Genomic DNA, 26579 nt, shown 5'->3' with positions numbered 1-26579 from the left:
ATCAGTCACGCGACAAAGGGGACGCAGTGAACCGGCACGAACGGCACACCGCGCTGCTCGACCTCCTGGCCGAGCGGCATCAGCTGGAGGTGGAGGCGGTGGCCGCCGAGCTGGGCGTGTCCGTGGCCACGGTCCGCCGCGACCTGGACCACCTGGGCGAGCAGCAGTTGCTGACGCGCACACGGGGCGGAGCCGTGGCGCACTCGGTGTCGTACGAACTCCCCCTGCGCTACCGGGCGGTACGCCACGCCTCCGAGAAGGAACGCATCGCCCGAGCAGCCGCGGCACTGGTCAGCCGGGGCATGGTGGTGGGCCTCAACGGCGGAACGACAACATCAGAGGTGGCGAGGACGCTGGCCACCCGCGGCGACCTGACGGGCAGCGCCGCCGACCCGGCGCTCACCATCGTCACCAACGCACTCAACATCGCCCACGAACTGGCGGTCCGCCCCCACATCAAGATCGTGACGACCGGCGGCGTGGCACTGCCGCAGTCGTACGAACTGGTGGGCCCCCTGGCCCGCCACCTCCTGCACGAGATCAGCCTGGACCTGGTCTTCCTGGGCGTGGACGCCCTGGACGCCCACACAGGAGCCACCGCACACGACGAACGCGAGGCACAGGTCAACGCACTACTGGCAGAAAGAGCACAAAACGTCACAGTGGTGGCGGACCACTCAAAGCTGACCACCCGAGCGTTCGCCCGAATCTGCCCCCCAGAGGCAATAGACACCCTGATCACCGGCACAGAGGCAAAACCCCTGACCGCACCGTTCGAGGAACACGGAACAAGGGTGATCCACGCCTAACGGACTCCCGCGGACCGCTCAGTCGTCACCGACCCCGGCCGACCACCGAGCCCAGCGATCACCCCTTGGCGGAAGACGCAGTTTCGGCGGCCCCAGCCGCCCCCGTCAATCCGGCACCAGCTTCAACATCGCCCCCCGCCGCAACAGACCCAGCAGGCGCCGGCCACCCCCCAGCCGGTATCACCGCCACCGGCCGCCACCAAGGGGTGGTCGGTACGGCCCCACCAGCCGGTTCGAACGGCTCGCCCGGTCGCGGCAGCGCGATGTCCGCGCCCGCCTCCGCCGCCGCCGTGATCGTGCCCTCGCCGGGCTCGGACCACGGGTGCGGGGCCAGGTTGAAGGTCCCCCAGTGGATGGGCAGCATCACGCCCGACGGTCGGCCGCCTTGAAGGTCGAGGTGGGCCTGCATGCCCTCGGCCGGGGTCATGTGGATGTCCGGCCAGTACTCGCTGTACGCACCGATCTGGATCATGGTCGCGTCGAACGGGCCGTGTTCCGTCCCGATGTCCTTGAAGCCGGGGAAGTAGCCCGTGTCGCCGCTGTGGTAGACCCGGTGCTCGGGCCCCGCCGCGACCCAGGACGCCCACAGGGTGACCTGCTGGTTCCGCAGTCCCCGCCCGCAGAAGTGCCGCGCGGGGGTGGCGGTCAGGTTGATCCCGGCGACCTCGGTGGTCTCGTTCCAGTCCAGCTCGCGCAGGCGCGACGCGGGCACACCCCACTTCTCCAGGTGCGCGCCGACGCCGAGCGGGACGGCGAAGACGGTGTCCGTCGAGACGAGCGCCTTGATCGTGGGCAGATCGAGATGGTCGTAGTGGTCGTGGGAGATCACGACGACGTCGACCGGACCGAGCGACGCGAGCGGTACGGGCACGGGGTGCAGCCGCTTGGGTCCCGCGAACGCGAAGGGCGAGCAGCGGTCGCCCCAGACCGGGTCGAAGAGCACGCGCCGCCCGTCGATCTCGGCGAGCACGCTCGAATGGCCCATCCAGGTGACCCGCAGCCCGGAGGCCGGAGGCGTCGCCAGCTCGGCGAGGGTCGTCGGATACACGGGGATGGTGCCGGCCGGGGCCCGCAGGGCCCGCGACTCCTTCTCCAGGTACGTCTTCGCCAGTTCCTTGCCGACGCCGGAGGGCCTGATCCGGGCACCCACCGGGTTCTGGAAGACGCCGTCGGCGAAATTGGGTGACGCGAGGATCCGCTCCAGCCGCTTCCCCGCCGAATCGGCCCCGAAGGCCGCGGGTCGCAGCGAGCGCAGTCGGGAGCGCAACGAAGGGGGAGAAACAGCGCCTGTCACAGCACCTCCTGGAGGTTCGGTGTCGCCCCCATTATGGCCGGGGCCGTACGTCCGTGCGGGTCGGGCGGGACAAGCCGTCCCGCCCTCACGGACACGCGTATGCAACGTCCACGCTGCCCCCGGGATTCCCCGGCACGCCTCGGATCCGGAATCAAAATCGTATCTTTGACAAGCCCGCGCGCCCTCTGCCCGACCGCCCCGGAACCTGGGCCGCCCCGGGGCCCGACCACGGGCGCCACGCCCGTACTGTGACCGCGAACGGACGTCCGGAACCGGAAAGGCAGACGGTGGCCCAGCAGCAGACCGACCAGACCGACCAGACCGATCAGTCCGAACCGCCCCCGCTCGACGTGCTGGTCATCGGGGGCGGCGGTGTGGACACCGTCGTCCGCGTCAACTCGCTTCCCGTCCCGCTCGCCGACTCCGTCGGCGTGGGTCCGATCCACGAGTGGCCGGGGCACACCGGCGGCAACGTGGCGCTCGGCTGCCGGACCCTCGGCCTCGGGGTGAAGTTCCTCGACTTCCTCGGCGACGACTGGCCCGGCGAACAGGTCCGCGCCCGGCTCACCGGCGGGGACGTGGACTTCGCGACACTGCCGTCGCCCGCGGGGACCCGGCGTGCGGTCAATCTGGTCGACAAGACGGGCCGCCGGATGTCGTTCTTCGACGCCAGGGACCCGGACGACCTCCGGATGCCGCGTGACTTCTACCTGCCGCACCTGCGGCGCGCCCGCCATGTCCACCTGTCCCTCACCCACTTCACCCGGTTCCTCCTCGACGACATAGAGGCGCTGGGGGTGCCGGTGTCGACCGACCTCCAGGACTGGAACGGACTCGACGACTACCACCGGGAGTTCGCCTTCCGCGCCGACCTGGTGTTCCTCAGCGCCGCAGGAGCCCGCGAACGCATAGCGTCCGTGATGCGGGAGATCCTGCGCGAGGGCCGGGCCGAGGCCGTCGTCGCGACGGCCGGTGCGGGTGGTTCGTACGTGATGACCCGGGAGGGCAGCCGGACCCCGCGTCCGGTGCGGGCCACCGCCCCGCCCGCGCCGGTGGTGGACTCCAACGGTGCGGGGGACGCGTACCTCTCCGGTTTCCTCTACGGCCGGCTGGCCGGCCGGGACCTCGAAGCCTGCGCCGCGCTCGGCGCGGTGGCGGGTGCCTACGCCTGTACGGGGCAGGGCGACGCGGGCCTGATCGGACTGGACGAGCTGCTGGCGGCGAAGATCTGACAGCGCCGCGCCGGTGCGGCGGCTCAGGTCTGCCGCACCGGTTCGTACGCCTCGGACGAGAGTCCGAAGGTCCATGCGACGCCCTCCTTGGCGGTCCTGGTGGTGGGTGGGACACGCAGCCAGTACGTACGGCTCGTGCCGTCGGGCTCGGGGGTGGAGTTGACCACCTCGACCGTCACGACGTCCTCGTCGTCGGCGAGGGCTATGCGCCACAGGATGCCCGTCTCGTCGCGGTGCACCGGCTCTGCCCCCGAGTCCGCGAGGAACCGGTCGTAGCCGTAGTGCTCCAACATGACGCGGCGCAGCTCGGCGTTGCTCTCGCCGCGGATCCGCTCGGGCGTCAGGGACGCGAGCTCGTCCAGGAATTCCGCCGGAACGGGCATGCCCCGCCAGGCGTACAGGGCGAAGCCGTCCGGGTAGGCGAGGGCGGGGCCGTCGGAGCGGTCGAGCCGGCCCGCCTCGTCCCGGTGCAGGTGGACGGGGCGTTCGGAGATCACCACGGCGTTCTCGTACGGCCACCACCAGCCCGCGTGCCTGGCCACCTCGGCGAGCCCTTCGAGCCGCTCGCCGCACCCGTCGAAGGCGACGAGCCAGGCGGCGTCGTGCTGTCCGAGGACGGCGTCGAGCAGCGCCGGGCGGATCTCCTCCGCCTCCTCCGGCTTCCCGGCGAGGGTGTCCACCACGCCGGTCCTTATCCGCTCGGCGAGCGCACGCGTGGTGTCCCAGAGCCGGGCGCCGGTGGTGTTCCAGTGCGCGGCCCAGCCGGCGGGACCCAGCGCATCGTGCATCCGCCGCCGTTCGGCCGCCCAGGGGCCGGTGCGCACCGCGTCCCGCACGGACCGTCCGTGGCCGTCGAGCGACCGGACCGCCGTCACCCCGGCCAGGGGCGACTCCACCCAGATGATCCGCTCCGGCTCCGCCAGGCCCGCCGTGCGGTACGCCAGCCGTACGCCCCGCTCGGCCGCCGGCCGGTCCGCCGCGCCCGTCGCCGCCGCGACGCCCCGCCATGTGTCCACGTCATTCATGTCCGCTGCCCCGTCTCCCCTGTTGTCCCTGTCCGACCAGGTCGCCACGCGCCCGGATGCCCGTGTGCCTGGTAAGCCCGTGCTGTCCCGTGTCCCTGCTGTCCCACGTCCGCGCTGCCCCGTGGCCCCGCTGTCCCGCCGCCTCACCGAACGGCCGCGGCCCGCCACGCTCAGTCCGCGACGACCCGCACCGATCCCGGCAGGTACTCCCGCTGGCGCACCACGCGGAACCAGCCGCGCGGCAGTGGTATCGCCGCGTGTTCCTCGTGCACCACCCGCCCGCCCTCCGGGAGATGGAGCAGCATCGGCCCCTCCGCCGACCCCGGTTCACGGATCAGCCGGCCGCGGCCGGTCACGGCGTGGGCGTGGCCGGTGACCTCGCCGAGCGCCAGGACCAAACGGCCCCGCCCGTCCCGCGGTTCACCCGCCGCCTCCGCGGCGCCCGACGGCACCGACTCCTCCGCCACGGGCATGATGAGCACGTCTCCCTGCCGGAACATGGCTCTCCCCTCGTCGGCGGCGCCGAGTGCGCCGACCTGTGAACGACGCTAGAGGCAGGGTCTGACAACCGGCCCCCGGCGAAGGCGGAGGCACGCACTCCGCCCGCCCCCGCGAGGGGCGTTGTCAGTGGGAGTTGGTACAACTTCTCGCACACGCCCACCGACCAACGCCGCACGGTGTCTGGAGCCTTCACCATGGCCATTTCCCACCACATGCAGGAGCTGTACGGCCTGCCCGTCCTCGACTTCCCCGCCGGGGGGACGAACGGGGAGCCGGCCGGCGGGCTCCCGGGCGCCGCGTCCGTGGCCTGGCGCATCTCGGTCGACTCGTACGACGCGGACGAGGCGTGGGAAGCGGCGTTCGGCCGCTTCGCCAAGGCCGTGGACCTCGGCGAGGTCAGGGCCCTGGTCGTCGGCTCCTGGAGCGACCCCTACGACTCGGACCCCGAGGAAGTGGTCAACGCCCTGGTGGCGATCAGTCGCCAACTTCCCCGGCTGCGCGCGCTCTTCCTCGGTGACATCACTTTCGACGAGTGCGAGATCTCCTGGATCAACCAGGGTCTGGTGACACCGCTGCTCGACGCCTTCCCGACGCTGCACGAGTTCGGGGTCCGCGGCGGACAGGGTCTGCGGTTCCCCGCCGTCCGGCACGAGCAGTTGCGCTCGCTGACCATCGAGACGGGCGGCCTGGACGCCGAAGTGGTACGGAACGTGGCGGCGAGCGACTTCCCCGCCCTGGAGCATCTGGACCTGTGGCTCGGTACGTCGTGGTACGGCGCGAACGCGGAGATCGCCGATCTCGCGCCGATCCTCGCCGGGTCCCGGCTGCCCAAGCTGCGGTATCTCGCGCTGCGCAACAGCCAGATCCAGGACGAGATAGCCGCCGCCCTCGCGGGCGCCCCGGTCGTCGCGGGCCTGGAGACGCTCGACCTGTCGATGGGCGCGCTCGGCGACGACGGCGTGGCGGCGCTGCTCGCGGGACAGCCGCTCACCCACCTCAAGAAGCTCGACCTGCACCACCACTTCGTGGGCGAGGCGATGCGGGAGCGGTTGCGGGCCACCCTCGGCGCGGCCGGGGTGGAGGTCGACCTGTCGGACCATCAGGACGAGGAGGACCGCGAGGACCGCTACACCGCGGTCGCGGAGTGACGATGGCCCCGCCCCGTCGTCTTGCAGTGGTCGGCAACCCGGACAACCGCCGCGTCACGCTGTTCCAGGACGCCGTGCGGGCCGCCGGGCTGCCGCCCGCCCGGGTGGTGGCCTGGCGCGACGTGCTGCGCGCGGACGGCGCGGCGGCGGCCGGGTTCGCGGCGGGAGAGACCGTACGGATCGATTCGCCGGGTGAGGACCGGGAGGTCGAGCTGCTGCTGCGCGGGGCGGGTGACCCCACCCGGGTGGAGGGCACGGCCCGTTGGTACGGACGCTTCACGGCCGCCGTCCACACGCTGGCGCGCGAGGCGGTCGCGGCCGGAGCCACGGTGCTCGACGACCCCGGTGAGCTGGCGGTCCTCTTCGACAAGCGGCTCTGTCACGGTGTGCTGGACCGCGCCGGGGTGCCCGTTCCGCTCTCCCCCACCTCGGGACCCACCGCCCCGGCCGTGTCCGGCTGGGCCGATGTGCGGGCCCTGATGGCGGAGGCCGGGCTGCGGCGCGCCTTCGTCAAACCGGCCCACGGCTCGTCGGCGTCCGGCGTCCTGGCCGTCGAGACGGCCGGCCCCGGCCGGGTCCGTGCCACCACCTCGGTCGAACGCGATGCCGAGGGGCGGCTGTTCAACTCGCTGCGGGTGCGGTCCTACCCCACCGAGCGCGAGGTGGCGGCGATCGTCGACACCCTCGCACCCGACGGTCTGCACATCGAGCGGTGGCTGCCCAAGGCCGGGCAGCACGGCCGGGCGGCCGATCTGCGGGTCGTCGTGGTCGCGGGCCGCGCCACCCACGCGGTCGTACGGACCAGCCGCTCGCCCATGACCAATCTGCACCTCGGCGGCACCAGGGGCGATCTCGACGCCGCCCGCGCCGCGATGGCGGCGGCGGGCAGCGGTTTCGACGAGGCGCTGTCGATCTGCGAGCGGGCGGCGGCCCGCTTCCCCGGCACCCACTGCGTGGGGGTCGACCTGCTGCCCTTCGCCGGCTGGCGGCGTTTCGCGGTCGGCGAGGTGAACGCCTTCGGCGATCTCCTGCCACGCCTGACCGGGCTGCCGGGGAGCGGCGCCGAGGGCCTGGACACGTACGGGGCGCAGGTCGCCGCCCTGGCGGACGCCGCCGGGACACGGGGAGGGCGGGACCGTGTCGGCGCCTGACCCGCACCTCGATGTGAGCCCTGCCCTGGACCCCGGCGGGAACCCCGACATGAACGACGTCGTGGGCCGGGACGACCTGCTTCTCGTCACCCTCGACACCCTGCGCTTCGACGTGGCGCGGGAACTGGCCGCCGAAGGCCGGATCCCGCGTCTCGCGCGCCATCTGCCCGGCGGGCGCTGGGAGAAGAGGCACGCGCCGGGCAGTTTCACGTATGCCTCGCACCAGGCGATGTTCGCCGGGTTCCTGCCCACCCCCGCGTCCCCGGGCCCGCACCCGCGGCTGTTCGCCGCGCGCTTCGCGGGCAGCGAGTCCACCGCGGGCCGGACCTGGGTGTTCGACACCCCGGACCTGGTCTCGGGCCTGGCCGCCGCCGGCTACCGCACGGTGTGCGTGGGCGGGGTCGGGTTCTTCAACCGGCGGGGCGCGCTCGGTTCCGTCCTCCCCGGCCTGTTCCAGGAGAGCCACTGGGAGCCGGAGTTCGGCGTGCCGTCCCCCACCTCGTTCGAGGCGCAGGTCGCCCGGGCGGAGGAGGTGGTCGCGGCCCTGCCCGCCGAGCGGCGGCTGTTCCTCTTCGTGAACGTGGCCGCGCTGCACCAGCCCAACTGGTTCCATCTGCCCGGCGCCACCCACGAGGCGGGCGACTCGCGCGCCACCCACGCGGCCGCCCTCGAATACGTCGACCGGCACATCGGGCGGCTCTTCGCCGCCGCGAGCAGCCGCCGCCGGTGCTTCACGATCGTCTGTTCCGACCACGGCACGGCGTACGGCGACGACGGCTGGACCGGACACCGGCTGGGCCACGACAGCGTCTGGACCGTGCCGTACGCCCATTTCTTCCTGGAACCGGGGGCCCTCTCATGACCGATCAGCCCATACCGCCCCACCCGCACCGACCGCCCCACCAGCACCAGCGCCAGCCGTCCGACCGGCACCGCCCCCGCCCCCGCCCGTACGAGAGCTACGTCTACGCCTACCCGCACAAGACGGCGTACCGCGAGCTGCCCGACCGCCCCGCGCTGGCCGACGAGTGGGCGGGCGAACGCAAGGACGCGCTCTCCCTCTATCTCCACATCCCGTTCTGCGAGGTGCGGTGCGGCTTCTGCAACCTCTTCACCCGGATCGGCGCGCCCGGTGACCTGACCACCCGTTACCTGGACGCGCTGGACCGCCAGGCGGTCGCCGTACGGGACGCGCTCGGCGACAGCGAGCCGCTGAGGTTCGCCGCCGCCGCGTTCGGCGGTGGCACCCCCACCTTCCTCGACGCGGGCGAGCTGGAGCGGCTGTGCGACATCGCCGAGAAGCGGACCGGCGCCGATCTGCGGGCCGTTCCCCTCTCGGTCGAGACGTCCCCGTCGACGGCCACCGCCGACCGGCTCGCCGTCCTCGCCGACCGGGGCGCCACCCGGCTGAGCATCGGCGTGCAGAGCTTCGTCGACGCGGAGGCGAAGGCGGCGGTACGGCCGCAGCGCCGCGCCGAGGTCGAGGCGGCGCTCGGCCTGATCCGCGACGCCCGGATCCCCGTCCTCAACATCGACCTGATCTACGGCATCGACGGCCAGACCGAGCGGTCCTGGCGCCACTCCCTCGACGCCGCGCTCGCCTGGCGCCCCGAGGAGCTGTACCTCTACCCGCTGTACGTACGCCCCCTCACCGGCCTCGGCAGGACGGGCGGGGACGGCAGCGAGGAGAGCGACGACGCGTGGGACGAGCGGCGGCTGCGCCTCTACCGGCAGGGCCGTGACCATCTCCTCGCCGAGGGGTACGAGCAGGTGTCGATGCGGATGTTCCGCCGCCCGGGAGCCCCCGCGCAGGGGCCCGACGACCACGCCTGCCAGACGGACGGCATGATCGGCCTGGGGTGCGGCGCCCGTTCGTACACCTCGCGGCTGCATTACTCCTTCGACTACGCGGTCGAGATGCGCGAGATCCGGACCCTCATCGACACCTACACGGAGACCAAGGACTTCTCCCGCGCCCTGGTGGGCCACCGCATGGACGGCGACGGCGACGAGGCCCGCCGCCGCCACCTGCTCCAGTCCCTCCTCCAGGCCCAGGGCATGGAGACGGCCGACTACCGCGCGCGGTTCGGCAGCGGCCCCGCCGACGACTTCCCGGCCGAGCTGGCCCGGTTCGAGGCGTACGGCTGGCTCGACGCGAGTACCGGCCCCGGTCTGCTGCGGCTCTCCCCCGAGGGTCTCGCGCACTCCGACGCCCTGGGCCCCGCGCTCTTCTCCCCCGCCGTACGGGCCGCCATGGCCGCGTACACGCTGAAATGAGCCCCGCGATGGACCTGACAATCCTCTACCGCGGCCCGCTCGCGTCCTGCGACTACGACTGCCCGTACTGCCCGTTCGCCAAGCGGCGGGACAGCCGGGAGCAGCTGCGCGCCGACCGGACCGCTCTCGCCCGGTTCGCCGCCTGGGCCTCCGAGCCCACGGACGACCGGCTGTCGGTGCTCTTCACCCCCTGGGGCGAGAGCCTGGTCCGGTCCTGGTACCGGCGCACGCTCACCGAGCTGTCGCATCTGCCGCACATCCGCCGGGTCGCCGTCCAGACGAACCTGAGCTGCCGCACCGACTGGCTGGCGGACGCCGATCCGGAGACGCTCGCCCTGTGGTGCACGTACCACCCGGGACAGACGCCGTACGACCGTTTCCTCGCCAAGTGCCACGACCTGGCGGCCCGCGGGGTGCGGTTCAGCGTCGGCGTGGTCGGCCTGTCCGAGCACCTGGAGCACGCGCGGAGGCTCCGCGCGGAGCTGCCGGAGCACGTCTACTTGTGGATCAACGCGGCCGAGGGGCACACGTACGGCGACGACGAGGCCGTCCGGTGGACGGACCTGGACCCGCTGTTCCCGTACAGCCGCCATCCACACCGCTCGGCCGGCCTGCCCTGCCGCACGGGCGAGTCGGTGATCTCCGTGGACGGCGACGGTACGGTACGGCGCTGCCACTTCGTCCGCGCCGAGCTGGGCAACCTGTACGACGGTTCGTACCGCGCGGCCCTGGGCCCCCGGGGCTGTCCGCTGGCCGTGTGCGACTGTCACATCGGCTATGTGCACCTGGAGACACTGCCGTTGTACGACGTGTTCGCGGGCGGGGTGCTGGAGCGCGTCCCGGCCGGCGGCATTGACGCGGGGTGAGACATGCCATCGGTCGAGTTCGGCTCGAACGGGAATGGCCCCGCCCGGTGAAAGGGAATCACCGGAGCGGGGCCGAAGTGAGCCCGGAAGGGATCAGATGACGACGCCCTGCTGGCGCAGGAAGGCCAGCGGGTCGACGTCGGAGCCGTAGTCGGGGCCGGTACGGATCTCGAAGTGCAGGTGCGGGCCGGTCACGTTGCCGGTGGCGCCGGAGAGCCCCAGCTGCTGGCCCTCACTGACGGTCTGTCCGGCGGAGACGGTGATCGAGGACAGGTGCGCGTACTGCGAGTACATGCCGTCCGCGTGCCGGACGACGACCTGGTTGCCGTACGAGCCGCCGTCACCGGCGGTCACGACGGTGCCCGCGCCGACGGCCTTCACGACGGTGCCCGAGGGCGCCAGGAAGTCCACGCCGGTGTGGTAGCCGCTCGACCAGTTGCTGCCCGAGGCGTGGTACGGCGTGCCGATGGCGATGCCGGAGACCGGCAGCGTGAAGGCGGACGCCTTCACGGCCGGGGCCGCCTTCTTCACGGGCGCCGCCTTCTTCACCGGCGCGGCCTTCTTGAGCGCGGTGCGCTCGGCGGAGCGGGAGGCCGTGGTGGGGGCCTTGGCGCGGTCGGCCGCGGGGGCCTTGGCGCCGAGGGTCAGCTTCTGGCCGGGGTGGATCAGCGACGGGTCGGAGCCGATGACGCGCCGGTTGTCCGCGTACAGCTTCTTCCAGCCGCCCGCGACCTTCTTCTTCTTGGCGATCTTCGACAGGGAGTCGCCGGAGACCACGCGGTAGGTGGCGGCGGTCTTCGCGGCGGCGGCCCGCGTCACGGACGCGGGAGCGGCGTGGACGGCGGACGCGGGGGCCGCGGTGACGGATCCGGCGGCGGCCGGTGCGGCGTGCGCCCCGGTGGCGCCGATGAGCGGAAGCACGACTGCGGCTCCGCCCGTTCCGGCCAGGACGAATCCGCGGGTGATCGGGTTGCTCTTGGGACGGCGGTGCTTACCCTTGCCGGGCATGGCGAATTCCTCTCCGGCGCCTACGAGGTGAGCTGTCGGGTTCGGGCTGGAGATGCCCGGTCGCGGTTGCCGCGCGACTTCACCCCAAGCCGCCCGCGGAAACGGAACGGCGTACTACCTGGGTCCCCCGCTCCTGCCACGCGTGGATGGTCGGTGGGTGCGAATTCCGGGCGGCGGCAGGATTAGGCGTTCCGCTCGGATTGAGGGTGAACGTAAGCCGACGCGGAGGGCCGGTACAAGCCACCGGTACCTCGCATTCGTGCACGCTCCGATATCTTCCGGCCTTTCCGGTCACCCTGCGTGGATATGCGATCTTCGCTTTCCTTCTGACGGCGCAATTCCGTTTTCCGTCACCGCCACGCACCGTCACGGATATGATCCTGCTCACGAGCCGAGGACCATCTCCCCCTCGATCGGGGCAGGTTATGCGCAATGCCCCAATACGGACAGATGCCGCCAATTACCCAATGACCCATGTCGTAGGGTCGCACTCGACATCGTCGGCGAGCCGCGCCGACGGCAGACACGGAGGAGCAGCCCGTGACCCAGAATCTGCCGCACGTACCGCCGGTCGAGCCGGAGCTGACCGGGGTACGCAACTTCCGCGACGTGGGCGGGCTGCCGACCACGGACGGCAGGAGGGTCAGGTACGGGCGGCTCTACCGCAGCGGGCACCTCGCGTCGGCCACCCCGGCGGACGCCGCCCACCTGGCGTCGCTGGGCCTGCACACGGTCTTCGACTTCCGCAACGCGGCCGACGTGCGCCTGGACGGGGAGGACATCGAGCTGCCCGGCGTACGGAACGTGAACATCCCGCTCACGGACCCGGCGGACGGCGCCGAGTTCTGGCGGATGGTCCGGGACGGCGACCTCGACCAGCTGCGCTCGCTGCTCGCGGACGGGAAGGCGGTGGCCCGGATGATCGGTTCGTACCGCGCGATCATCAGGGACCGCACCGCCGAGCACAGCAGGGTCCTGCACGCGCTCGCCGACAACAACGTCCCCGCGCTGATGCACTGCGCGGCCGGCAAGGACCGCGCCGGCCTGTCCGTCGCGGTGTCGCTGCTCGCGGTCGGGGTGGAGCGGGACGCGATCGAGGAGGACTACCTCAAGTCGAACGAGCCGAGCCGCCGCTACCAGGTGCGCCGCAGCGACACCTCACCCGCCGGGAGGTCGGCGGAGGTGATGGAGCTGCTCGGTCCGCTCTTCGACGCGCGCGCCGCGTACCTCGAAGCGGCCTTCGACACGATCACGGCCACCTGGGGCTCGACCGACCGCTACCTCTCCGAGGGCCTCGGGCTGGCCCCGGAGACCCGTGAACGGCTGCGGGAGGGCCTGCTGGACGCGTCCTAGGACGCGCGCGGGAGCGGCGCCCTAGGAGCCGACGCTGAACAGCAGGTAGAGGAAGCCCGCGAAGAGGTGGCCGGCGATCAGGTAGGCGAAGAGGCGGATGACCAGCCCCCGGGGCAGAGTGCGGTTCTTCTTGTTCTCCGGCATGGTGCCGAACCTTTCTCGAAGGCCGTCGGTGACGCTCGGCGAAGCCGTCAGTGGAGATCGGCGGCGGGGCTCTGGAGCAGGGTGTGGACGAACAGCAGCTCGGTCCCGCCGGGGTCGGCCGCGGCGAGCCGGTGCGGGGTCAGCGAGTCGAAGTGCGCGCTGTCCCCGGGGCCGAGGACGTGCACCGCGTCGCCGAGGCCGAGCCGCAGGCGCCCGCGGAGCACGTAGAGCCACTCCTCCCCCGGGTGCACGCGTACGAGATCGCCCTGCGCCCCGTACGGCACCACGACTCGCAGCGGCTGCATGGCCCGGCCCGAGCCGCCCGCGCGGTGGTACGTCCAGCCGTCGGCCTCGACCGGCTCCTGGCGTCCCGCGCGGACGACGGGATCGCGCTCGGCGGGCGCCTCGCCGAGCAGGTCGGCCACCGTCGTGCCGTAGATGCGGGCCAGCGCCAGCAGCATCGGCAACGAGGGCTGGCGGCGGCCGGTCTCCAGCCGGGAGAGGTGGGCGGGTGACAGGCCCGCCCGCGCGGCGACGGTCTCCAGCGTGAGCCGGCGGTCGCGGCGCAGCTCGCGCAGGCGCGGGGCGACGTCGGGGAGTGTTTCCGGTACGGCGTCGGGCATGATGTCCGGCGTGGCGTTCGGCAGCTCGTCGGACCGGCCCGAAGCCGCGCCCTCAGGCGTGTTCATGCCTCTATTGCGCCAGGGACGTGCCTCGGAGGCAACTTTTTTGCCTCCGAGGCAAAATCGCCCCGAACCCAGCCGCCCGCTACCGGTTCGCGACGGCCTGCTTCACCAGCGTCCGGCCGAAGTCCCACATCAGCCCGCCGCCGCCGTGCGCGTCGTCCATCACGGCCGTGAAGGCGTCCACGAAGCGCTCGACCTCCCGCTCGCCGATCGTCAGGGGCGGAATCAGCTTGATCACTTCCAGGTGGTCGCCGGAGACCTGGGTGAGGATCCGGTGCTTCTGGAGCAGCGGTACGACGACCATCTGGGCGAAGAGCCCCTTGCGGGCGGCCTGGAGCATGGTCCAGCGCCCCCGCAGCTTGATCGAGCTGGGCCGGCCGAACTCGATCCCGATCATCAGCCCGCGCCCGCGCACGTCGTGCAGCAGTTCGTAGCGGTCCACGAGCGCCGCCAGCCGGGTCCTGAGCAGGTCGCCGGTGACCCGCGCGTTGGCGACGACCTGCTCGTCCTCGATCACCGACAGGACGGCCAGGCCCGCCGCCATCGCCTGCGCGTTGGAGCCGAAGCTCGCCGAGTGGACCAGCACCCGGTCCATCGACGAGTAGACCTTCTTGAAGATCCAGTCCCGGCCGACGGTCGCGCCGACGGGCACATAGCCGCCGGACAGCGCCTTGGCCACACAGATGAGGTCGGGCTCGACGCCGTCCTCGTGTTGGTACGCGTAGAAGTCACCGGTCCTGCCGAGGCCGGTCTGCACCTCGTCCACGATGAGCAGGCTCTTGTGACGGCGCAGCAGCTCCTGGGCCCCGCGCAGGAAGCCGGGCGGTGCCGCGTACACCCCCTTGCCCTGGATCGGTTCGACCACGAACCCGGCGACGTCGCCGCGCTTCAGCTCGCGCTCCAGCGCGTCGAGGTCGCCCATCTCGATCGCCGTGTCGGGCAGCAGCGGCGCGAAGCCGTCCCGGAAGCCGTCCTCGCCGTTGACGGACAGCGAGCCGGTGGTCAGCCCGTGGAAGGCGTGGGAGCAGTAGAGGATCCTGGGGCGGCCGGTGGCGTACCGCGCGAACTTCAGCGCCGTCTCGACGGCTTCCGTACCGCTGTTGCCGAAGAACACCCGGTCCAGGTGCGGGCTGTGGGCCAGCAGCTTCTCCGCGAGCAGCCCGGGCAGCGGCTGGCAGTCGAAGCGGGTGAGGTCGGCGAGCGAGGCGTCGAGGACGTCGTGCAGCGCCTTCCGTACGACGGGGTGGTGGCGCCCGAGCCCCATCACGCCGAACCCGGCGAGCATGTCCAGGTAGTCGTTGCCGTCCGCGTCCCAGAAGTAGGCGCCCTCGGCCCGTTCGTAGACGCGGTCGAAGCCGATGGTGTGGAGCATGCGCGGGAGTTGGTGGTTGAGGTGCTTGGTGTGCAGGTCGTACCGCTCGGCGCCGCGCTCCGCGAGCAGCCGTGCCAGGTCGAAGTCTTTGGTCATCCGGTGTTCCCCTTCCGCGTCGACGGGCCGCCCGAGCCCCCGCCGCCGCCGGACGGGCCGGCGGCGGCGGGGGTAGGAGCCTGCGTCAGCGCGTTCCGCCGACCGTCTCGCGGACCGCCCGCAGGGACTCCTTGAGGGAGCCCATGGTGGCGAGGACGGCCGTCGGCTCGTAGCCGCAGTGCGCCATGCAGTTGGCGCACCGGGGGTCCTTGCCGCGCCCGTACTTCTCCCAGTCGGTCTCCTCGATGAGCTGCCGGTACGTCGGGACGTACCCGTCGCTCATCAGGTAGCAGGGGCGCTGCCAGCCGAAGAGGGAGTAGTTCGGGATGGCCCAGGCCGTGCAGGGGAAGTCGGCCTTGCCTTCGAGGAAGTCCAGGAAGAGCGGCGAGTGGTTGAGGCGCCAGCGCCTGCGGTTGCCGCCGGAGAACGCCTTCTTGAACAGCTCCCGCGTCTGTTCGACACCCAGGAAGTGCTCCTGGTCGGGGGCCTTCTCGTAGGCGTAGGCGGGCGAGATCATCATCTCGTCCACCTTCAGGTCGTCATTGAGGTAGTTCAGCACCTCGATGATGGTCTGCGGGGTGTCGGTGTTGAAGAAGGTCGAGTTGGTGGTCACCCGGAAACCGGCCGCCTTGGCCGCCTTGATGGCCGCCACCGCCTCGTCGAACACCCCCTCCTTCGCGACGGACTCGTCGTGCCGCTCCCGCAGCCCGTCGATGTGCACGGCGAACGCGAAGTACGGCGACGGGGTGAACTTGTCGAGCTTCTTGCGCATCAGCATCGCGTTGGTGCACAGGAAGACGTACTTCTTCTTGGCCACCAGCTGCCGGACGATCTCGTCGATCTGTGGGTGCATCAGCGGCTCGCCGCCGGCGATGGAGACCATCGGCGCCCCTGACTCCAGCACCGCGCCGACCGCCTGGGCAACGGGCATCCGCTGCTTGAGCACGCCGGCCGGGTGCTGGATCTTGCCGCAGCCCTCACAGGCCAGATTGCAGGCGAACAGTGGTTCGAGCTCCACGATGAGCGGGAACTTCTCCCGCTTTCTGAGCTTCTGTTCAGCCAGATAAGTCCCGACCCTGATGGTCTGGCGAAGCGGCATGGCCATCTAGCTCACCTCCTGGGGAGCAGCAAAGAACGGTGCCATTCATAAAAAGCTGGAAGGACGGCACGGAGAACACGGAAAGCCGATATTCCACCGCGCACCGTGCCGATCCGGACGAGCTCGTGCTCCGGGGCGTCCACGACCACCCGGACGGCGGCAACCGGACGGGGTCCGGCACGCAGAGCGGTACGGAGTGTCGTGGCGGACTCCATGTCCACCGCGACCGCCCCGGTGGTACGCAGCGCGACCCGCTCCTCGCCGCGCACCACATGATCGGAGCCGGTCAGCGGTCCGGTGTGGACCGCGTGTCCCGGTACTGCGCGTGTCAGCGCCTCGACGAGCAGCCCGGTGGCCGTGCAGGGCGTGGAGCCGCCGGCTCCCCGGGTCTCGTCGGCGACGATCAAATCCCCGGGGTTCATCCCGGGAGCGAGGCCGGCACAGAAGCCGGACGCGATGACGGCCGCGTCCCTGTGCCTGGCCTCGCCGAGCGCGCGTGCCACCGCGTGCTCGGCGTTCTTGGGTCCCATGCCCGTCCGCAGGACGGTCACGGGACCGGCCGCGTCGGCGCGCCCGCCGGTGCGCAGCGCGAACCGCTCGATGCCCAGGGCGCAGGCGATCAGCAGGCCGAAGGGCTCGTCCATCAGCTCCCCTTGCGGCTGATCGCGCCGCTGGCCAGGGGCTCGCCGTTGACGTACCGGCCGAGGGCCGTGAGCGGGAAGACCTGCCGGTAGAGGTGGTAGTTGATGGAGAAGTCCCACGGGAAGCCGGTGCCGGTGAAGTACGGCTCGTCCCAGGACCCGTCCTCGCGCTGGGTCTCGGCGAGCCAGGCGACGCCCCGCTCGACGGCCGTGCTCTCCCGGCCGCCGGCCGCGAGGAGCGCCAGCAGCGCCCACGCGGTCTGGGAGGCGGTGGAGACACCGTGCCCGATCCACTTCTCCTCGCGGTACGAGCGCAGGTCCTCGCCCCAGCCTCCGTCGTCGTTCTGCACGGATTCGAGCCAGCGGACCGCCCGGCGGATCGCGGGGTGGGTGACCGGCAGCCCGGCGGCGGTCAGGGCGGGCACCACCGAGCCCGTACCGTAGACGTAGTTGACGCCCCAGCGGCCGAACCAGGCCCCGGACGCCTCCTGTTCCGCCAGGAGCCACTCGATGCCCCTGCGGGTGTCGGGGTGTTGGGCCATCCCCTCGTACGCCAGCATCTCCACGACGTGCGCGGTGACGTCGGCGGACGGCGGGTCGATGACCTCGCCGAAGTCGCAGAACGGCATCCGGTTGGGGAACGGACTGGTGTTGTCGGCGTCGAACGCCGCCCACGCCCCGTTCCTGGACTGCATGCCGAGCGTCCACCGGGTACCGCGCTCGACGGCAGCGTCGAGCCGCGCGGGCGCCGGGTGTCTGACCCGGCGCAGCGCGAGGATCACCTCGGCGGTGTCGTCGATGTCCGGGTAGTTGTCGTTGTGGAACTCGAAGGCCCAGCCCCCGGGGGCCAGTTCGGGTCTGCGTACGGCCCAGTCCCCCGGCCGGGAGATCTCCTCGGCGATCATCCAGTCGGCGGCCTTGACCAGCGCCGGATGGTCGGGGCTCAGGCCCGCGTCGGCGAGGGCGATGGTGGCCAGGCAGGTGTCCCAGACCGGGGACTGGCAGGCTTCGATCATCCGCGCGCCGTCCTCGCGCCACACGGCGAACCGGTCGAGCGATTCGAGGCCCGCGCGCATGATCGGGTGGTCCAGGTCGTAGCCGAGGAGGTGCAGCGCGATCACGGAGTAGACGGCGGGCGGCTGGATCCCGCCCCAGGCGCCGTCGTTCTCCTGCCGCTCGATGATCCAGCGGGCGGCCGCGTTCATCGCGATCCTGCGCACACGGCGCGGCGCGACCTTGTGGTAGGCGTGCAGAACCTTGTCGAGGCGCTGGAACACACCGTCCCAACTGGCCACCGGCGCGAGCGGCTTGACGGGGTTGGGGGCTCCGGCGTCGGTGTGCAGTTCGTCGAGCGGGAAGGGGGCGGGCCGCACGGGCCGCTTCGCCGAGACGATGGTGAGCGGCACGATGGTCTGCCGGGCCCAGCAGCCGAAGTCGTAGATGTTGAGCGGGAACCACTTGGGGAAGAAGATGAGTTCGGGGGGCAGTTCGGGGAGGTCGTCCCACTTCCACCAGCCGAAGAGGGCCAGCCAGATCCGGGTGAAGACGCGGGCGGCGGCGATGCCGCCCTGCTCCCGTACCCAGGTGGCGGCGCGTTTCATGTGCGGGTCGTCCGGGCTGTCCCCGGCGAGCCGCAGGGCCACGTACGCCTCGATGGTGGCGGAGAGTTCGGGGGGGCCGCCGTAGAAGGTGGCCCAGGTGCCGTCCGCGCGTTGCTGGCCGCGGATGAACAGGCCCGCGGCCTCGGTGGTGCGCGGGTCCTGGACCCCGAGGAACTGACGGAGCAGCAGGTCCTCGGCGTCCATGGTGACGTTCGTCTCCAGGTCGCCCTTCCACCAGCCCTGGGCGTCCTGTTGGCCGAGCAGGTGCTCGACGGATCGTGCGGTGGCCCGCCGGGCGGCCGTCAGGAGGGCGCCCGCCGCGGCGGTAGTCGTGTCGGTCGGTTCACTGGCCGCGGCCGCGCGGGGTCCCACGGCCCCGGTGCTTCCGTCGGTCGTCGCTGTCATGGCTTCCCCTTCGTGCAGTGGTGCTTCTGCTGTGCTGGGGTCTCCGTCGTCCATGCCCGGTCGGGCTGCCGCGAGGGCTGTGCCCTAGGGGCCGTGGACGGCGACTGCGAGGCATATGGGAATAATGATCATCTCTTTCGTACGACGACGAAGTCGGCGAGCGCGGTGAGCTGCCCCCTGACCTGTTCCGGCATGTCCACGGCGTCCAGCGCCTCGATGGCGACGGTGTGCTGCCTGCGGGCCTCCTGCGAGGTCCACTCCCGGCCGCCCGCCTCCTCGATCAGAGCCGCCCTGGTGGCGAACTCCTCCTCCGAGAAACGCTCGAAGTCGTTGCTCTTGGCGTCGGCGGCGAGCAGTTCGCCGAGCCGTTCCGACGCCGGACCGCCCGCCGCGAGCGCGGCGACGACCGGCAGGGACTTCTTGCGCTGGCGCAGGTCGCTCCAGGTCTGCTTGCCGGTGGCCCCCGGGTCCCCCCAGATGCCCAGCAGGTCGTCCACGGCCTGGAAGGCGAGGCCGAGGTGGTGGCCGTACGCCTCCAGCGTGTCGGCCGTCCGGTCGTCGGCGCCGCCGAGGACCGCGCCGATGGACGCGGCGCAGGCGAGCAGGGCGCCGGTCTTGTTGCCCTCCATCTCCAGGCACTCCTCGACGGTGACCCGTTCGCGGTGCTCGAAGGAGATGTCCTGGGCCTGGCCGTCGATCAGTTTGCGGCTGGCGGTGGTCAGCCGGCGGGTCGCCCGGCCCGCCTCGACCGTGCCCAGCTCCAGCAGCACCTCGTTGGCGAGCGCGAAGAGCGCGTCGCCGACGAGGATCGCCTGGGCGGGGCCGTGCATCTTCCAGACGGTGTCGCGGTGGCGGCGCTGTTCGTCGCCGTCCATCAGGTCGTCGTGCAGCAGCGAGAAGTTGTGGACCAGCTCCACGGCGACCGCGCCGGGGATGCCCGTACGCGGGTCGGCGCCGGCCGCCTCGGCGGAGAGCAGCGCGAGCGCCGGGCGCACGGCCTTGCCGCCGTCGCCGTCGGCGGGCCTGCCCTCGGCGTCGATCCAGCCGAAGTGGTAGGCGGCCACGGTGTCCATGGGCGGGGCCAGCCGGTCGACCGCGGCGCGCAGCACGGGGGTCGACATGCTCCGTCCGCGCTCCAGCAGTGCGTGGACGTCGGCGGTGTCGACAGCCGGGTTCGCCGGGGGCACGGTCGGCACGGTCTCTCCTCTTGTTCCAGTACTCGTGGGGGCGGTGCTCGGGCTCATGCCGCCTCCTCCAGCGGGTGTGCGGGGCGGGCGCCCAGCCCGGCCAGGGCCGCGCCGGCGGCGCTGAAGCCGCTCCTGACCGCGCTTTCCATGGTCGCGGGCCAGCCGGTGGCGGTCCACGCGCCGGCCAGGTAGAGGCCGGGCGCGCGGGTACGGGCCCCCGGCCGCAGCCGGCCCACGCCCGGGGCGGGGGCGAAGGTCGCGGTCCGCTCACGGGTGACGAAGAAGTCCCGTACCTCCGCGCCCCTGGTCGCCGGGAGCAGGCGTTCCAGCTCGGGCAGGTAGCGCGTGCGCAGGGCGGCGACGGGGGTGTCGATCTCGTCCTCGGCCGCGGACTGGGAGAGGGCCAGGTACTGGCCCTCCTGGAGTCCGGAGGCGGCCGTACGGTCGAAGACCCACTGGACGGGGCTGCCGAGGGCGGCGAAGAACGGCCGGCGCAGGACCTTGCGGTCGTAGACGACGTGGATGTTCAGGATCGGCGCGGTGCCGATGTCGAGCAGCCGGTCGGGGTCGTCGAGGGCGCCCTCGGGCAGCAGCGCGTGTGCCTCGCGCTGGGGTACGGCGAGGACGACGGCGTCCGCGTCCAGCCGCTCGCCGTCCACCTCGACGTGCCAGCCGCCGTGCTCCGCCCGGGTGACGGAGTGGACGCGGGTGCGCAGCTGCGTCCGTACGCCGGCGGAGTCCAGGGCCTTGCGGGCCAGCGTGTCGTGCAGCTCGCCGAGGGGGACGTGCGCCCAGCCGATGTCGGCGGCGCCGGGCTCGGAGAGCAGTCCGGTCTTGAAGACCATCGCGGCGAGCCCCAGGGAGGCGTGCGGCGCGGTGGCGTTGAGGGTGGCGACGCCCACCAGGTCCCAGAGGGCCTCGATCGTCCGGGCCGACTGGCCGTGGCGGCCGAGCCAGGTGCCGAAGTCGATCCCGTCCAGCGCCGGGTCGGCGGGGTCGAGCCGCTTGAGGGCGAGCGCGGCGCGTCCTACGGAGGCGCGCTCGGCGAGGGAGAGGTGCGGGTAGGCGGCGAGTCCCGCGGCGAGGTGCAGCGGTACGGGCAGGCCGTTGCGGCGGATCCGGCCGAGGCGCGGCCCGCCGGGCGTGCCGACGTCCAGGACGGGCACGTCCAGGCGGTCCTGGAGGGGGGCGAGCGCGGCGCCGTCGACCCGGTCGAGGAACCAGCGGTACGCGGTGCAGCAGCGCAGGTACACGTGCTGGCCGTTGTCGATGTCGAGGTCGCCGCGGCGGAAGGAGAAGGCGAGGCCGCCGAGGCGGGGCCGGCCCTCGACCAGGGTCACGTCCAGTCCGGCGTCGGCGAGCTGGAGCGCGGCGGTGGTCCCGGCGAGTCCCGCGCCGACCACGACCGCGTGCCGGGACCGCGTGCCGTCGGCTGTGGTCATGCCTGCTCCCCTCGGAGTGTCGCAGTCAGGGACGCGTCGGACCGGCGGATGGTTGACACCGTCGGCCCGGCCGTCGGCGCCGGTGTGCCGCTCGTACCGGTCCGGGAGCCCTCCGGGGTGTTGTCGCACGTCATGCGCGCCTCCTGACCGTCTGCCGGGTGACGCTCCTGGCGTCGAGACCCGAGAGGCCGCGGACCGCCACGTACGCCTTCTCGCGTCCCGGCAGGGAGACACGCCCGCGCAGCACGGCCTCGGGGTCGCGCTCGATGCGGTCGAGGAGCCTGCGGTAGATGCCGGCCATGGCGGCGACACAGGCGCCGCTGCGCCGGTCGAGCAGCGGCAGCAGCCGGTAGCCCTCGGCGAACAGCGCCCGCGCGCGGCGGACCTCGAAGTGCACCAGCCCGGCGAAGTCGGCGCCGGGGGCGGGGGTGTTGCTGTGGAAGCCGGCGGAGCAGCCGAACTTGGCGAGGTCGTCGGACGGCAGGTACGTACGGCCGTTGCCCGCGTCCTCGCGCACGTCCCTGAGGATGTTCGTCAGCTGGAGGGCGAGGCCCAGCGTGTCGGCGTACTCGGACGCGCGCTCGGCGCCCGGCGCGCCGGGGGACGTACCGAACACGCCGAGCGAGAGCCGGCCGATGGCGCCCGCGACACACCGGCAGTACACCTTCAGCCGGTCCCAGGTTTCGTACGTCTCGCCGCGGACGTCCATCAGGACGCCGTCGATCAGCTCGTCGAGCCCGTCGACGGGGATGGGGAAGCGGCGGGCCGCGTCGGCGAGCGCGACGGCGACGGGGTCGGTGTCGTCCTCGTCGACGGCGCCTTCCCTGATCCGGTCCAGGAGCACACGGGTGTCCTCCAGCCTGGCCTGCTTGGCCGCCGGTTCCAGTGTGCCGTCGCCGATGTCGTCCACCCGCCGGGAGAGGGCGTACAGCGCGGACATGGCCTGCCGCTTGTCGGTCGGCAGCAGCCTGATGCCGTAGGCGAAATTGCGGGCCTGCTGGCCCGTGACGGCCTCGCAGTAGCTGTAGGCCGCCCATACCGGCGCGGACATCGGCGTCTGTCCCTCCACGTTCCGGCTCACCCCTCTCTGTGCGCTCGTCGCAAGACAGCTCCCACTTCGCGCAGCAGACGCGGCTTGGTGGGTTTGGGCGGTCCGGGGAGCACATCGTGCCCGGCGGCCGCGATCGAAGCGAGGGCGGCGCGCCCTCCGGCCACAAATCCCGCGAGCAGCAGACGGAGTCTGCCGTGGACGCTACCCACCAGCAGGGTGCCTTCATTCAGCAGCCGCCCCGCCCGTTCGGCCTCGTAGGCCACCAGCTGGCGCACGGCGGCGCCCGCGCTGGGGACGGCGAGGTCCGCCTCGGTGACGCGGAATCGTTTCATGTCTTCCGCGGGCAGGTAGATCCGGTCGCGCCCGAGGTCCTCGGTCACGTCCTGGAGATGTTCGATGATCTGGAGCGCGGTGCAGACGGCGTCGGAGAGGCGGAGACGCTCCGGGGTCGCGGTGCCGCTGATCGCCAGGACGAGCCGGCCGACCGGGTTCGCGGACAGTTCGCAGTACGCGAGGAGGTCGTCGTACGTCTCGTAGCGCCGTACCAGCTGGTCCTGCCGGTTGGCGCCGATCAGGCCGAGGAACGGCTCGGGCGTGAGCGAGGCGTTCCGTACGGTCGGGACGAGCGCCCTCAGCAGCGGATGACCGGGGGCGGGTCCCGCCGGGTCGAAGACGCGGCGCAGGTCGGCCTCGAACGCGTCGAGCATCACGAGCCGGTCGTCGGCCTGCCCGGGGTCGACCCCGAGGTGGCGGGCGTCGCCGCCGCCGGGGGCGAGATCGCCGTCGCCGATGTCGTCGACGAGCCGGGCGAAGCCGTAGACCGCCATCAGGTCGTCGCGCCAGGCGCGGGGCAGGAAGAACGGCGCCACGGGGAAGTTCTCGTCCGCGGCCTTGTCCAGCGTCGTCCGCGAGGTGGCGTCGGGGCGCACCTGTGGGGTGCCCGTCACTGCGAGCTTCCCGGTGCAAGGACGGCGAAACCCTCGCGGATCTGGAGATTTTCCGTCATTGCCGTCACATCTCCCGTTCTACACTGCCGACCCAATACATCCCATTTCGGACACGCCGCCCGCTCGGCCCAGTCCCTTCGCACTCCCGCGCACCTGGCCGCTCCCGCGTCCGGAGGTCACCGGCGGACAGGACGCCCCCGGGGGAATCGCCCCACATGCCACGAATCAGCACCCGCACAGCTTACGTTGTACAACGAAGAGGAACACGCGGGGGTGTTGAGCGCATAACAAGAACATCGCAATGCCGGTCAACCTTCCCCCGACCCGGCCGACTTGACCGACGTTTGACGAAAACGGCCGGTGGCCGCACCCGGCCCGCCCGGTCCCGCCCCGGTGAAACCCCGTACGCCATGATGCTCCCGGCCGGCCGGGGATCGCCGGGGGCGCGCCGGGCCCCCGTCATGGCGCGGCCCCCGCCGTGGTGTTCCGGCGGGGGCCGCGTCGGGCCGAGGGGCACGGTGGGGGACGGACCGGCGGACTACTTGCCCGTCTCCTTCTCGTACGCCTTGATGACCTCGTCGGTGGGGCCGTCCATGAGCAGCTCGCCCTTCTCCAGCCAGAGCACCCGGTCACAGGTGTCCCTGATCGACTTGTTGCTGTGGCTCACCAGGAAGACCGTGCCGGCCTCCTTGCGCAGCTCGCGGATCCGCTGCTCGGAGCGGATCTGGAACTTGCGGTCGCCGGTGGCCAGCGCCTCGTCGATCATCAGGACGTCGTGGTTCTTGGCGGCGGCGATGGAGAACCGCAGCCGGGCCGCCATGCCGGAGGAGTACGTCCGCATGGGAAGGGTGATGAAGTCGCCCTTCTCGTTGATGCCGGAGAAGTCCACGATCTGCTGGTAGCGCTCGCGGACCTCCTCGCGCGACATGCCCATGGCCAGACCGCCGAGGATCACGTTGCGTTCGCCGGTCAGGTCGTTCATCAGCGCCGCGTTCACCCCGAGCAGCGAGGGCTGACCGTCGGTGTAGACCTTCCCCCGCTCGGTCGGCAGCAGCCCGGCGATGGCCCGCAGCAGGGTCGACTTGCCGGAGCCGTTGGTGCCGATCAGGCCGATCGCCTCGCCGCGGTACGCGGTGAAGGTGACACCCCGGACGGCGTGGACCTTGCGGACGCCCCGGGACTCCCCCTTCTCCCTCTCCCGGCGGACGATCCGGCTCAGCGCCGCCGTGGCACTGCCCTTGCCGCCGCCACCGGCGTTGACCCGGTAGACGATGTGCACGTCGTCGGCGATGACGGTGGGGGTGCGCCCCTTTTCGATGTCAGCCACGGCCGTACCGCTCCTCAGCTTTCCAGAAGTACACGAAGCCCCCGGCGCCCAGGATCACGGCCCAGAGCAGGCCGACCATCCAGACGTGCGCGGGCAGATTCTCCGAGCCGTAGCCGTCGATCAGCGCGAACCTGACCAGATCCATGTAGATGGCGGCCGGGTTGTACTGGAGGACGTCCCCGATCCAGGCGGGCTTGTCCCTGAGCATCACGGGGATGGAGAACATCACACCCGACGCGTACATCCACGTACGCATCACGAACGGCATCAGCTGGGCGAGGTCCGGGGTCTTGCTGCCCAGCCTCGCCATGATCAGCGCGAGGCCGGTGTTGAACACGAACTGGAGGGCCAGCGCGGGCAGGATCAGCAGCCAGCTCAGCGACGGATAGCTGCCGAAGGCCACCGCCACGACCACCAGCACGATCATGGAGTACATCAGCTGCTGGAGCTGCTGGAGCGCGAAGGAGACCGGCAGGGCGGCCCGGGGGAAGTGCAGGGCCCTGACCAGCCCCAGGTTCCCGGAGATGGCACGGACCCCGGCCATCACCGAACTCTGGGTGAAGGTGAAGACAAACACCCCGGTCACCAGGAACGGGATGAAGACCTCCGACGGGATGCCCCGGCTGCTCTGGAGGATCAGGCCGAAGATCAGGTAGTAGACGGCCGCGTTGAGCAGGGGGGTCGCCACCTGCCAGAGCTGGCCGAGCTTGGCCTGGCTGTACTGGGCCGTGAGCTTCGCGCTGGAGAAGGCCAGGACGAAGTGCCGGCGACCCCACAACTGCCGCACGTACTCGGCCAGTCCGGGGCGCGCCCCGCTCACCGCCAGGCCGTACTTGGCGGCGACCTCCGCCGGGGAGAGACGGTCGTCGGGAGACGGCGGGGCGCTCATCGCGATCGCACCGTCATGGGTTGTCTCACTCACAAGTTGAAACTTTCGTGTTCAAGATGCGCAGACGATCGGGCACCGGCACGGACGGCCAGGCCGCGGGGACAGGACATGAGATGTTCTCAGACCCCAGATGCTCTCAGAGTCCGAGCATCTCAGACGACCGGTGGACGGCCCAGCCTGGTGAGTCGCCAGACCGTACGCCATTTCATCGGCCTCCGTGGTCCGCACGGGGTGGACCAGCCTTCCCGGAAGCCGCCCCACCACGCCTTGAGCGCCGGGCGCGACGGCCGCCTGAGCAGGGTCAGCAGCAGCCAGACCCCCAGGTAGACCGGTACGACCGCGGCGGGGAGGTTGCGCCGCGCCAGCCAGACCCGGTTGCGGGCCACCATGCGGTGGTAGACCGCGTGCCGGGACGGCGGCATCGTCGGGTGGTGCAGCACCAGGTCCGCGCGGTAGTCGATCATCCATCCGGCGTCCAGCGCCCGCCAGGCGAGATCGGTCTCCTCGTGGGCGTAGAAGAAGTCGTCCGGCAGCGGGCCGACCTCCGCGAGGACCTTCGTCCGTACGGCGTTGGCGCCGCCGAGGAAGGTCGTCACCCGGGACGACCGCAGCGGGTCGGACGCGCGCAGGCGCGGGACGTGCCGGCGCTGCGTCAAACCGGTCTCCGGGTCGGCGATCCGGAAGCTGACGATGCCGAGGGCGGGATCGGCCGCGAAGGCCTCCCGTACCAACTGGGCCGTGTCCGTGAGGGGCAGCGAACCGTCGTCGTCCAGGAAGAGCAGCGCGTCGACCTCCGAGCCCGCCGCGCCGAAGGCCTCGATGCCGACGTTGCGGCCGCCCGGGATGCCCAGGTTCTCGGGCAGTTCGACCGTCCGTACCCCGTCGGGAACGGGCCCCACCGGGGCGCCGTTCCCGACCACGACGACGTCGACCGGGTCGCCCTCCTGGCGGGCGACCGAGTCGAGGAGCGCACGCAGTTCGCCGGGGCGCTCACCCATCGTGATGATCACCGCGCCGAGCCGCATGTC

At 71.9% G+C, this 26579-nt stretch carries 25 protein-coding genes and 1 riboswitch; of the genes, 8 read left to right on the top strand and 17 right to left on the bottom strand.

Features of this window, described 5'->3' with window-relative positions; all coding sequences use genetic code 11:
- The first annotated feature begins 26 nt into the window (after nucleotides 1–26).
- Nucleotides 27–809 (top strand): DeoR/GlpR family DNA-binding transcription regulator, encoded by a 783-nt coding sequence (locus ACIODU_RS04115; RefSeq protein ID WP_356419551.1) that lies wholly within the window; start codon nucleotides 27–29, stop codon nucleotides 807–809.
- A gap of 58 nt (nucleotides 810–867) precedes the next feature.
- Here ACIODU_RS04115 and ACIODU_RS04110 read toward each other — a convergent pair whose 3' ends face one another.
- On the bottom strand, nucleotides 868–2103 hold the full coding sequence (locus ACIODU_RS04110) for an MBL fold metallo-hydrolase (protein ID WP_401763619.1): 1236 nt from the start codon (nucleotides 2101–2103) through the stop codon (nucleotides 868–870).
- Between the two features lie 353 nt (nucleotides 2104–2456).
- Between ACIODU_RS04110 and ACIODU_RS04105 the strand changes: the two genes are divergently transcribed.
- Complete coding sequence (locus ACIODU_RS04105; protein ID WP_401764896.1) at nucleotides 2457–3335, top strand: carbohydrate kinase family protein; 879 nt, start codon at nucleotides 2457–2459, stop codon at nucleotides 3333–3335.
- Nucleotides 3336–3358: 23 nt separating this feature from the next.
- Here ACIODU_RS04105 and ACIODU_RS04100 read toward each other — a convergent pair whose 3' ends face one another.
- Together ACIODU_RS04100 and ACIODU_RS04095 are read right to left on the bottom strand one after the other, a co-directional pair.
- Entirely contained in the window at nucleotides 3359–4360 is a 1002-nt protein-coding gene (locus tag ACIODU_RS04100; protein WP_401763616.1) for a DUF6745 domain-containing protein, read from the bottom strand.
- A gap of 170 nt (nucleotides 4361–4530) precedes the next feature.
- Entirely contained in the window at nucleotides 4531–4860 is a 330-nt protein-coding gene (locus tag ACIODU_RS04095; RefSeq protein ID WP_356419559.1) for a hypothetical protein, read from the bottom strand.
- Nucleotides 4861–5055: 195 nt separating this feature from the next.
- Between ACIODU_RS04095 and ACIODU_RS04090 the strand changes: the two genes are divergently transcribed.
- Genes ACIODU_RS04090 through ACIODU_RS04070 form a run of 5 tightly spaced genes read left to right on the top strand, consistent with a single transcriptional unit; the run spans nucleotide 5056 to nucleotide 10303 of the window.
- The gene (locus ACIODU_RS04090; RefSeq protein ID WP_401763614.1) at nucleotides 5056–6009 is read left to right on the top strand and encodes an STM4015 family protein; all 954 of its coding nucleotides are present in this window, start codon (nucleotides 5056–5058) and stop codon (nucleotides 6007–6009) included.
- Nucleotides 6010–6011: 2 nt separating this feature from the next.
- On the top strand, nucleotides 6012–7160 hold the full coding sequence (locus ACIODU_RS04085) for an STM4014 family protein (RefSeq protein WP_401763612.1): 1149 nt from the start codon (nucleotides 6012–6014) through the stop codon (nucleotides 7158–7160).
- Between the two features lie 49 nt (nucleotides 7161–7209).
- Nucleotides 7210–8022, top strand: a complete 813-nt coding sequence (locus ACIODU_RS04080) for an STM4013/SEN3800 family hydrolase (RefSeq protein WP_401764893.1) — start codon at nucleotides 7210–7212, stop codon at nucleotides 8020–8022.
- Nucleotides 8019–9437: an STM4012 family radical SAM protein gene (locus tag ACIODU_RS04075; protein ID WP_401763609.1), complete on the top strand. Its 1419-nt coding sequence runs from the start codon at nucleotides 8019–8021 to the stop codon at nucleotides 9435–9437. The genes ACIODU_RS04080 and ACIODU_RS04075 overlap by 4 nt, the downstream gene beginning before the upstream one ends.
- A gap of 8 nt (nucleotides 9438–9445) precedes the next feature.
- Nucleotides 9446–10303, top strand: a complete 858-nt coding sequence (locus tag ACIODU_RS04070; protein ID WP_401763606.1) for an STM4011 family radical SAM protein — start codon at nucleotides 9446–9448, stop codon at nucleotides 10301–10303.
- A 93-nt stretch (nucleotides 10304–10396) separates the two neighbouring features.
- On the opposite strand, the gene ACIODU_RS04065 is transcribed toward ACIODU_RS04070, so the two are convergent.
- Nucleotides 10397–11311 carry a peptidoglycan DD-metalloendopeptidase family protein gene (locus ACIODU_RS04065; RefSeq protein ID WP_401763604.1) on the bottom strand — a complete coding sequence of 305 codons (915 nt, stop codon included), beginning with the start codon at nucleotides 11309–11311 and terminating at the stop codon, nucleotides 10397–10399.
- Between the two features lie 4 nt (nucleotides 11312–11315).
- Nucleotides 11316–11477, bottom strand: a riboswitch (cyclic di-AMP (ydaO/yuaA leader).
- A 374-nt stretch (nucleotides 11478–11851) separates the two neighbouring features.
- On the opposite strand from ACIODU_RS04065, the gene ACIODU_RS04060 reads away from it, so the two are divergent.
- Nucleotides 11852–12664, top strand: a complete 813-nt coding sequence (locus tag ACIODU_RS04060; RefSeq protein ID WP_401763601.1) for a tyrosine-protein phosphatase — start codon at nucleotides 11852–11854, stop codon at nucleotides 12662–12664.
- A gap of 21 nt (nucleotides 12665–12685) precedes the next feature.
- On the opposite strand, the gene ACIODU_RS04055 is transcribed toward ACIODU_RS04060, so the two are convergent.
- From ACIODU_RS04055 to ACIODU_RS03995, 13 genes are all read right to left on the bottom strand, one after another.
- Complete coding sequence (locus ACIODU_RS04055) at nucleotides 12686–12808, bottom strand: DUF6126 family protein (RefSeq protein WP_237530559.1); 123 nt, start codon at nucleotides 12806–12808, stop codon at nucleotides 12686–12688.
- Between the two features lie 47 nt (nucleotides 12809–12855).
- The gene (locus tag ACIODU_RS04050) at nucleotides 12856–13431 is read right to left on the bottom strand and encodes a helix-turn-helix domain-containing protein (protein ID WP_401764891.1); all 576 of its coding nucleotides are present in this window, start codon (nucleotides 13429–13431) and stop codon (nucleotides 12856–12858) included.
- 145 nt (nucleotides 13432–13576) lie between these two features.
- A complete protein-coding gene (locus tag ACIODU_RS04045) occupies nucleotides 13577–14962 on the bottom strand; it encodes an aspartate aminotransferase family protein (protein ID WP_401763598.1) in 1386 nt (461 codons plus the stop codon).
- Between the two features lie 85 nt (nucleotides 14963–15047).
- Nucleotides 15048–16067 (bottom strand): adenosyl-hopene transferase HpnH, encoded by a 1020-nt coding sequence (gene hpnH, locus ACIODU_RS04040; RefSeq protein ID WP_161307951.1) that lies wholly within the window; start codon nucleotides 16065–16067, stop codon nucleotides 15048–15050.
- 5 nt (nucleotides 16068–16072) lie between these two features.
- Nucleotides 16073–16705, bottom strand: coding sequence for a 1-hydroxy-2-methyl-2-butenyl 4-diphosphate reductase (locus tag ACIODU_RS04035; RefSeq protein WP_356419584.1), 633 nt, complete (start codon nucleotides 16703–16705; stop codon nucleotides 16073–16075).
- Nucleotides 16705–18708 (bottom strand): squalene--hopene cyclase, encoded by a 2004-nt coding sequence (shc, locus tag ACIODU_RS04030; RefSeq protein ID WP_356419587.1) that lies wholly within the window; start codon nucleotides 18706–18708, stop codon nucleotides 16705–16707. Before shc ends, ACIODU_RS04035 begins: the two co-directional genes overlap by 1 nt.
- A gap of 128 nt (nucleotides 18709–18836) precedes the next feature.
- Complete coding sequence (locus ACIODU_RS04025) at nucleotides 18837–19952, bottom strand: polyprenyl synthetase family protein (RefSeq protein WP_356419590.1); 1116 nt, start codon at nucleotides 19950–19952, stop codon at nucleotides 18837–18839.
- Nucleotides 19949–21337, bottom strand: a complete 1389-nt coding sequence (gene hpnE, locus ACIODU_RS04020; protein ID WP_401763594.1) for a hydroxysqualene dehydroxylase HpnE — start codon at nucleotides 21335–21337, stop codon at nucleotides 19949–19951. Before hpnE ends, ACIODU_RS04025 begins: the two co-directional genes overlap by 4 nt.
- Nucleotides 21338–21467: 130 nt before the next feature.
- The gene (gene hpnD, locus ACIODU_RS04015) at nucleotides 21468–22418 is read right to left on the bottom strand and encodes a presqualene diphosphate synthase HpnD (RefSeq protein ID WP_401763591.1); all 951 of its coding nucleotides are present in this window, start codon (nucleotides 22416–22418) and stop codon (nucleotides 21468–21470) included.
- Entirely contained in the window at nucleotides 22415–23335 is a 921-nt protein-coding gene (hpnC, locus tag ACIODU_RS04010; RefSeq protein ID WP_356419598.1) for a squalene synthase HpnC, read from the bottom strand. The genes hpnD and hpnC overlap by 4 nt, the downstream gene beginning before the upstream one ends.
- Nucleotides 23336–23873: 538 nt before the next feature.
- Nucleotides 23874–24662, bottom strand: coding sequence for an ABC transporter ATP-binding protein (locus tag ACIODU_RS04005; protein ID WP_401763588.1), 789 nt, complete (start codon nucleotides 24660–24662; stop codon nucleotides 23874–23876).
- Entirely contained in the window at nucleotides 24655–25584 is a 930-nt protein-coding gene (locus tag ACIODU_RS04000) for an ABC transporter permease (RefSeq protein ID WP_356419604.1), read from the bottom strand. The genes ACIODU_RS04005 and ACIODU_RS04000 overlap by 8 nt, the downstream gene beginning before the upstream one ends.
- Nucleotides 25585–25703: 119 nt before the next feature.
- Nucleotides 25704–26576: a glycosyltransferase family 2 protein gene (locus ACIODU_RS03995; RefSeq protein ID WP_401764888.1), complete on the bottom strand. Its 873-nt coding sequence runs from the start codon at nucleotides 26574–26576 to the stop codon at nucleotides 25704–25706.
- Between the last annotated feature and the right edge of the window lie 3 nt (nucleotides 26577–26579).

Source organism: Streptomyces sp. NPDC088261, assembly GCF_044740805.1.
Taxonomy (GTDB): Bacteria; Actinomycetota; Actinomycetes; order Streptomycetales; family Streptomycetaceae; genus Streptomyces.
Note: the sequence above shows the minus strand (reverse complement) of the source record. Positions and strands in the feature narration are given on the sequence as shown.

Bases quoted from the DNA above. Each gene is read 5' to 3' on its own strand.
- ACIODU_RS04100 (WP_401763616.1), bottom strand. From the start codon at position 4,360: ATGAATGACGTGGACACATGGCGGGGCGTCGCGGCGGCGACGGGCGCG.
- ACIODU_RS04095 (WP_356419559.1), bottom strand. From the start codon at position 4,860: ATGTTCCGGCAGGGAGACGTGCTCATCATGCCCGTGGCGGAGGAGTCG.
- ACIODU_RS04090 (WP_401763614.1), top strand. From the start codon at position 5,056: ATGGCCATTTCCCACCACATGCAGGAGCTGTACGGCCTGCCCGTCCTC.
- ACIODU_RS04085 (WP_401763612.1), top strand. From the start codon at position 6,012: ATGGCCCCGCCCCGTCGTCTTGCAGTGGTCGGCAACCCGGACAACCGC.
- ACIODU_RS04080 (WP_401764893.1), top strand. From the start codon at position 7,210: ATGAACGACGTCGTGGGCCGGGACGACCTGCTTCTCGTCACCCTCGAC.
- ACIODU_RS04075 (WP_401763609.1), top strand. From the start codon at position 8,019: ATGACCGATCAGCCCATACCGCCCCACCCGCACCGACCGCCCCACCAG.
- ACIODU_RS04070 (WP_401763606.1), top strand. From the start codon at position 9,446: ATGGACCTGACAATCCTCTACCGCGGCCCGCTCGCGTCCTGCGACTAC.
- ACIODU_RS04065 (WP_401763604.1), bottom strand. From the start codon at position 11,311: ATGCCCGGCAAGGGTAAGCACCGCCGTCCCAAGAGCAACCCGATCACC.
- ACIODU_RS04055 (WP_237530559.1), bottom strand. From the start codon at position 12,808: ATGCCGGAGAACAAGAAGAACCGCACTCTGCCCCGGGGGCTGGTCATC.
- ACIODU_RS04050 (WP_401764891.1), bottom strand. From the start codon at position 13,431: ATGCCCGACGCCGTACCGGAAACACTCCCCGACGTCGCCCCGCGCCTG.
- ACIODU_RS04045 (WP_401763598.1), bottom strand. From the start codon at position 14,962: ATGACCAAAGACTTCGACCTGGCACGGCTGCTCGCGGAGCGCGGCGCC.
- hpnH (WP_161307951.1), bottom strand. From the start codon at position 16,067: ATGGCCATGCCGCTTCGCCAGACCATCAGGGTCGGGACTTATCTGGCT.
- ACIODU_RS04035 (WP_356419584.1), bottom strand. From the start codon at position 16,705: ATGGACGAGCCCTTCGGCCTGCTGATCGCCTGCGCCCTGGGCATCGAG.
- shc (WP_356419587.1), bottom strand. From the start codon at position 18,708: ATGACAGCGACGACCGACGGAAGCACCGGGGCCGTGGGACCCCGCGCG.
- ACIODU_RS04025 (WP_356419590.1), bottom strand. From the start codon at position 19,952: ATGAGCCCGAGCACCGCCCCCACGAGTACTGGAACAAGAGGAGAGACC.
- hpnE (WP_401763594.1), bottom strand. From the start codon at position 21,337: ATGACCACAGCCGACGGCACGCGGTCCCGGCACGCGGTCGTGGTCGGC.
- ACIODU_RS03995 (WP_401764888.1), bottom strand. From the start codon at position 26,576: ATGCGGCTCGGCGCGGTGATCATCACGATGGGTGAGCGCCCCGGCGAA.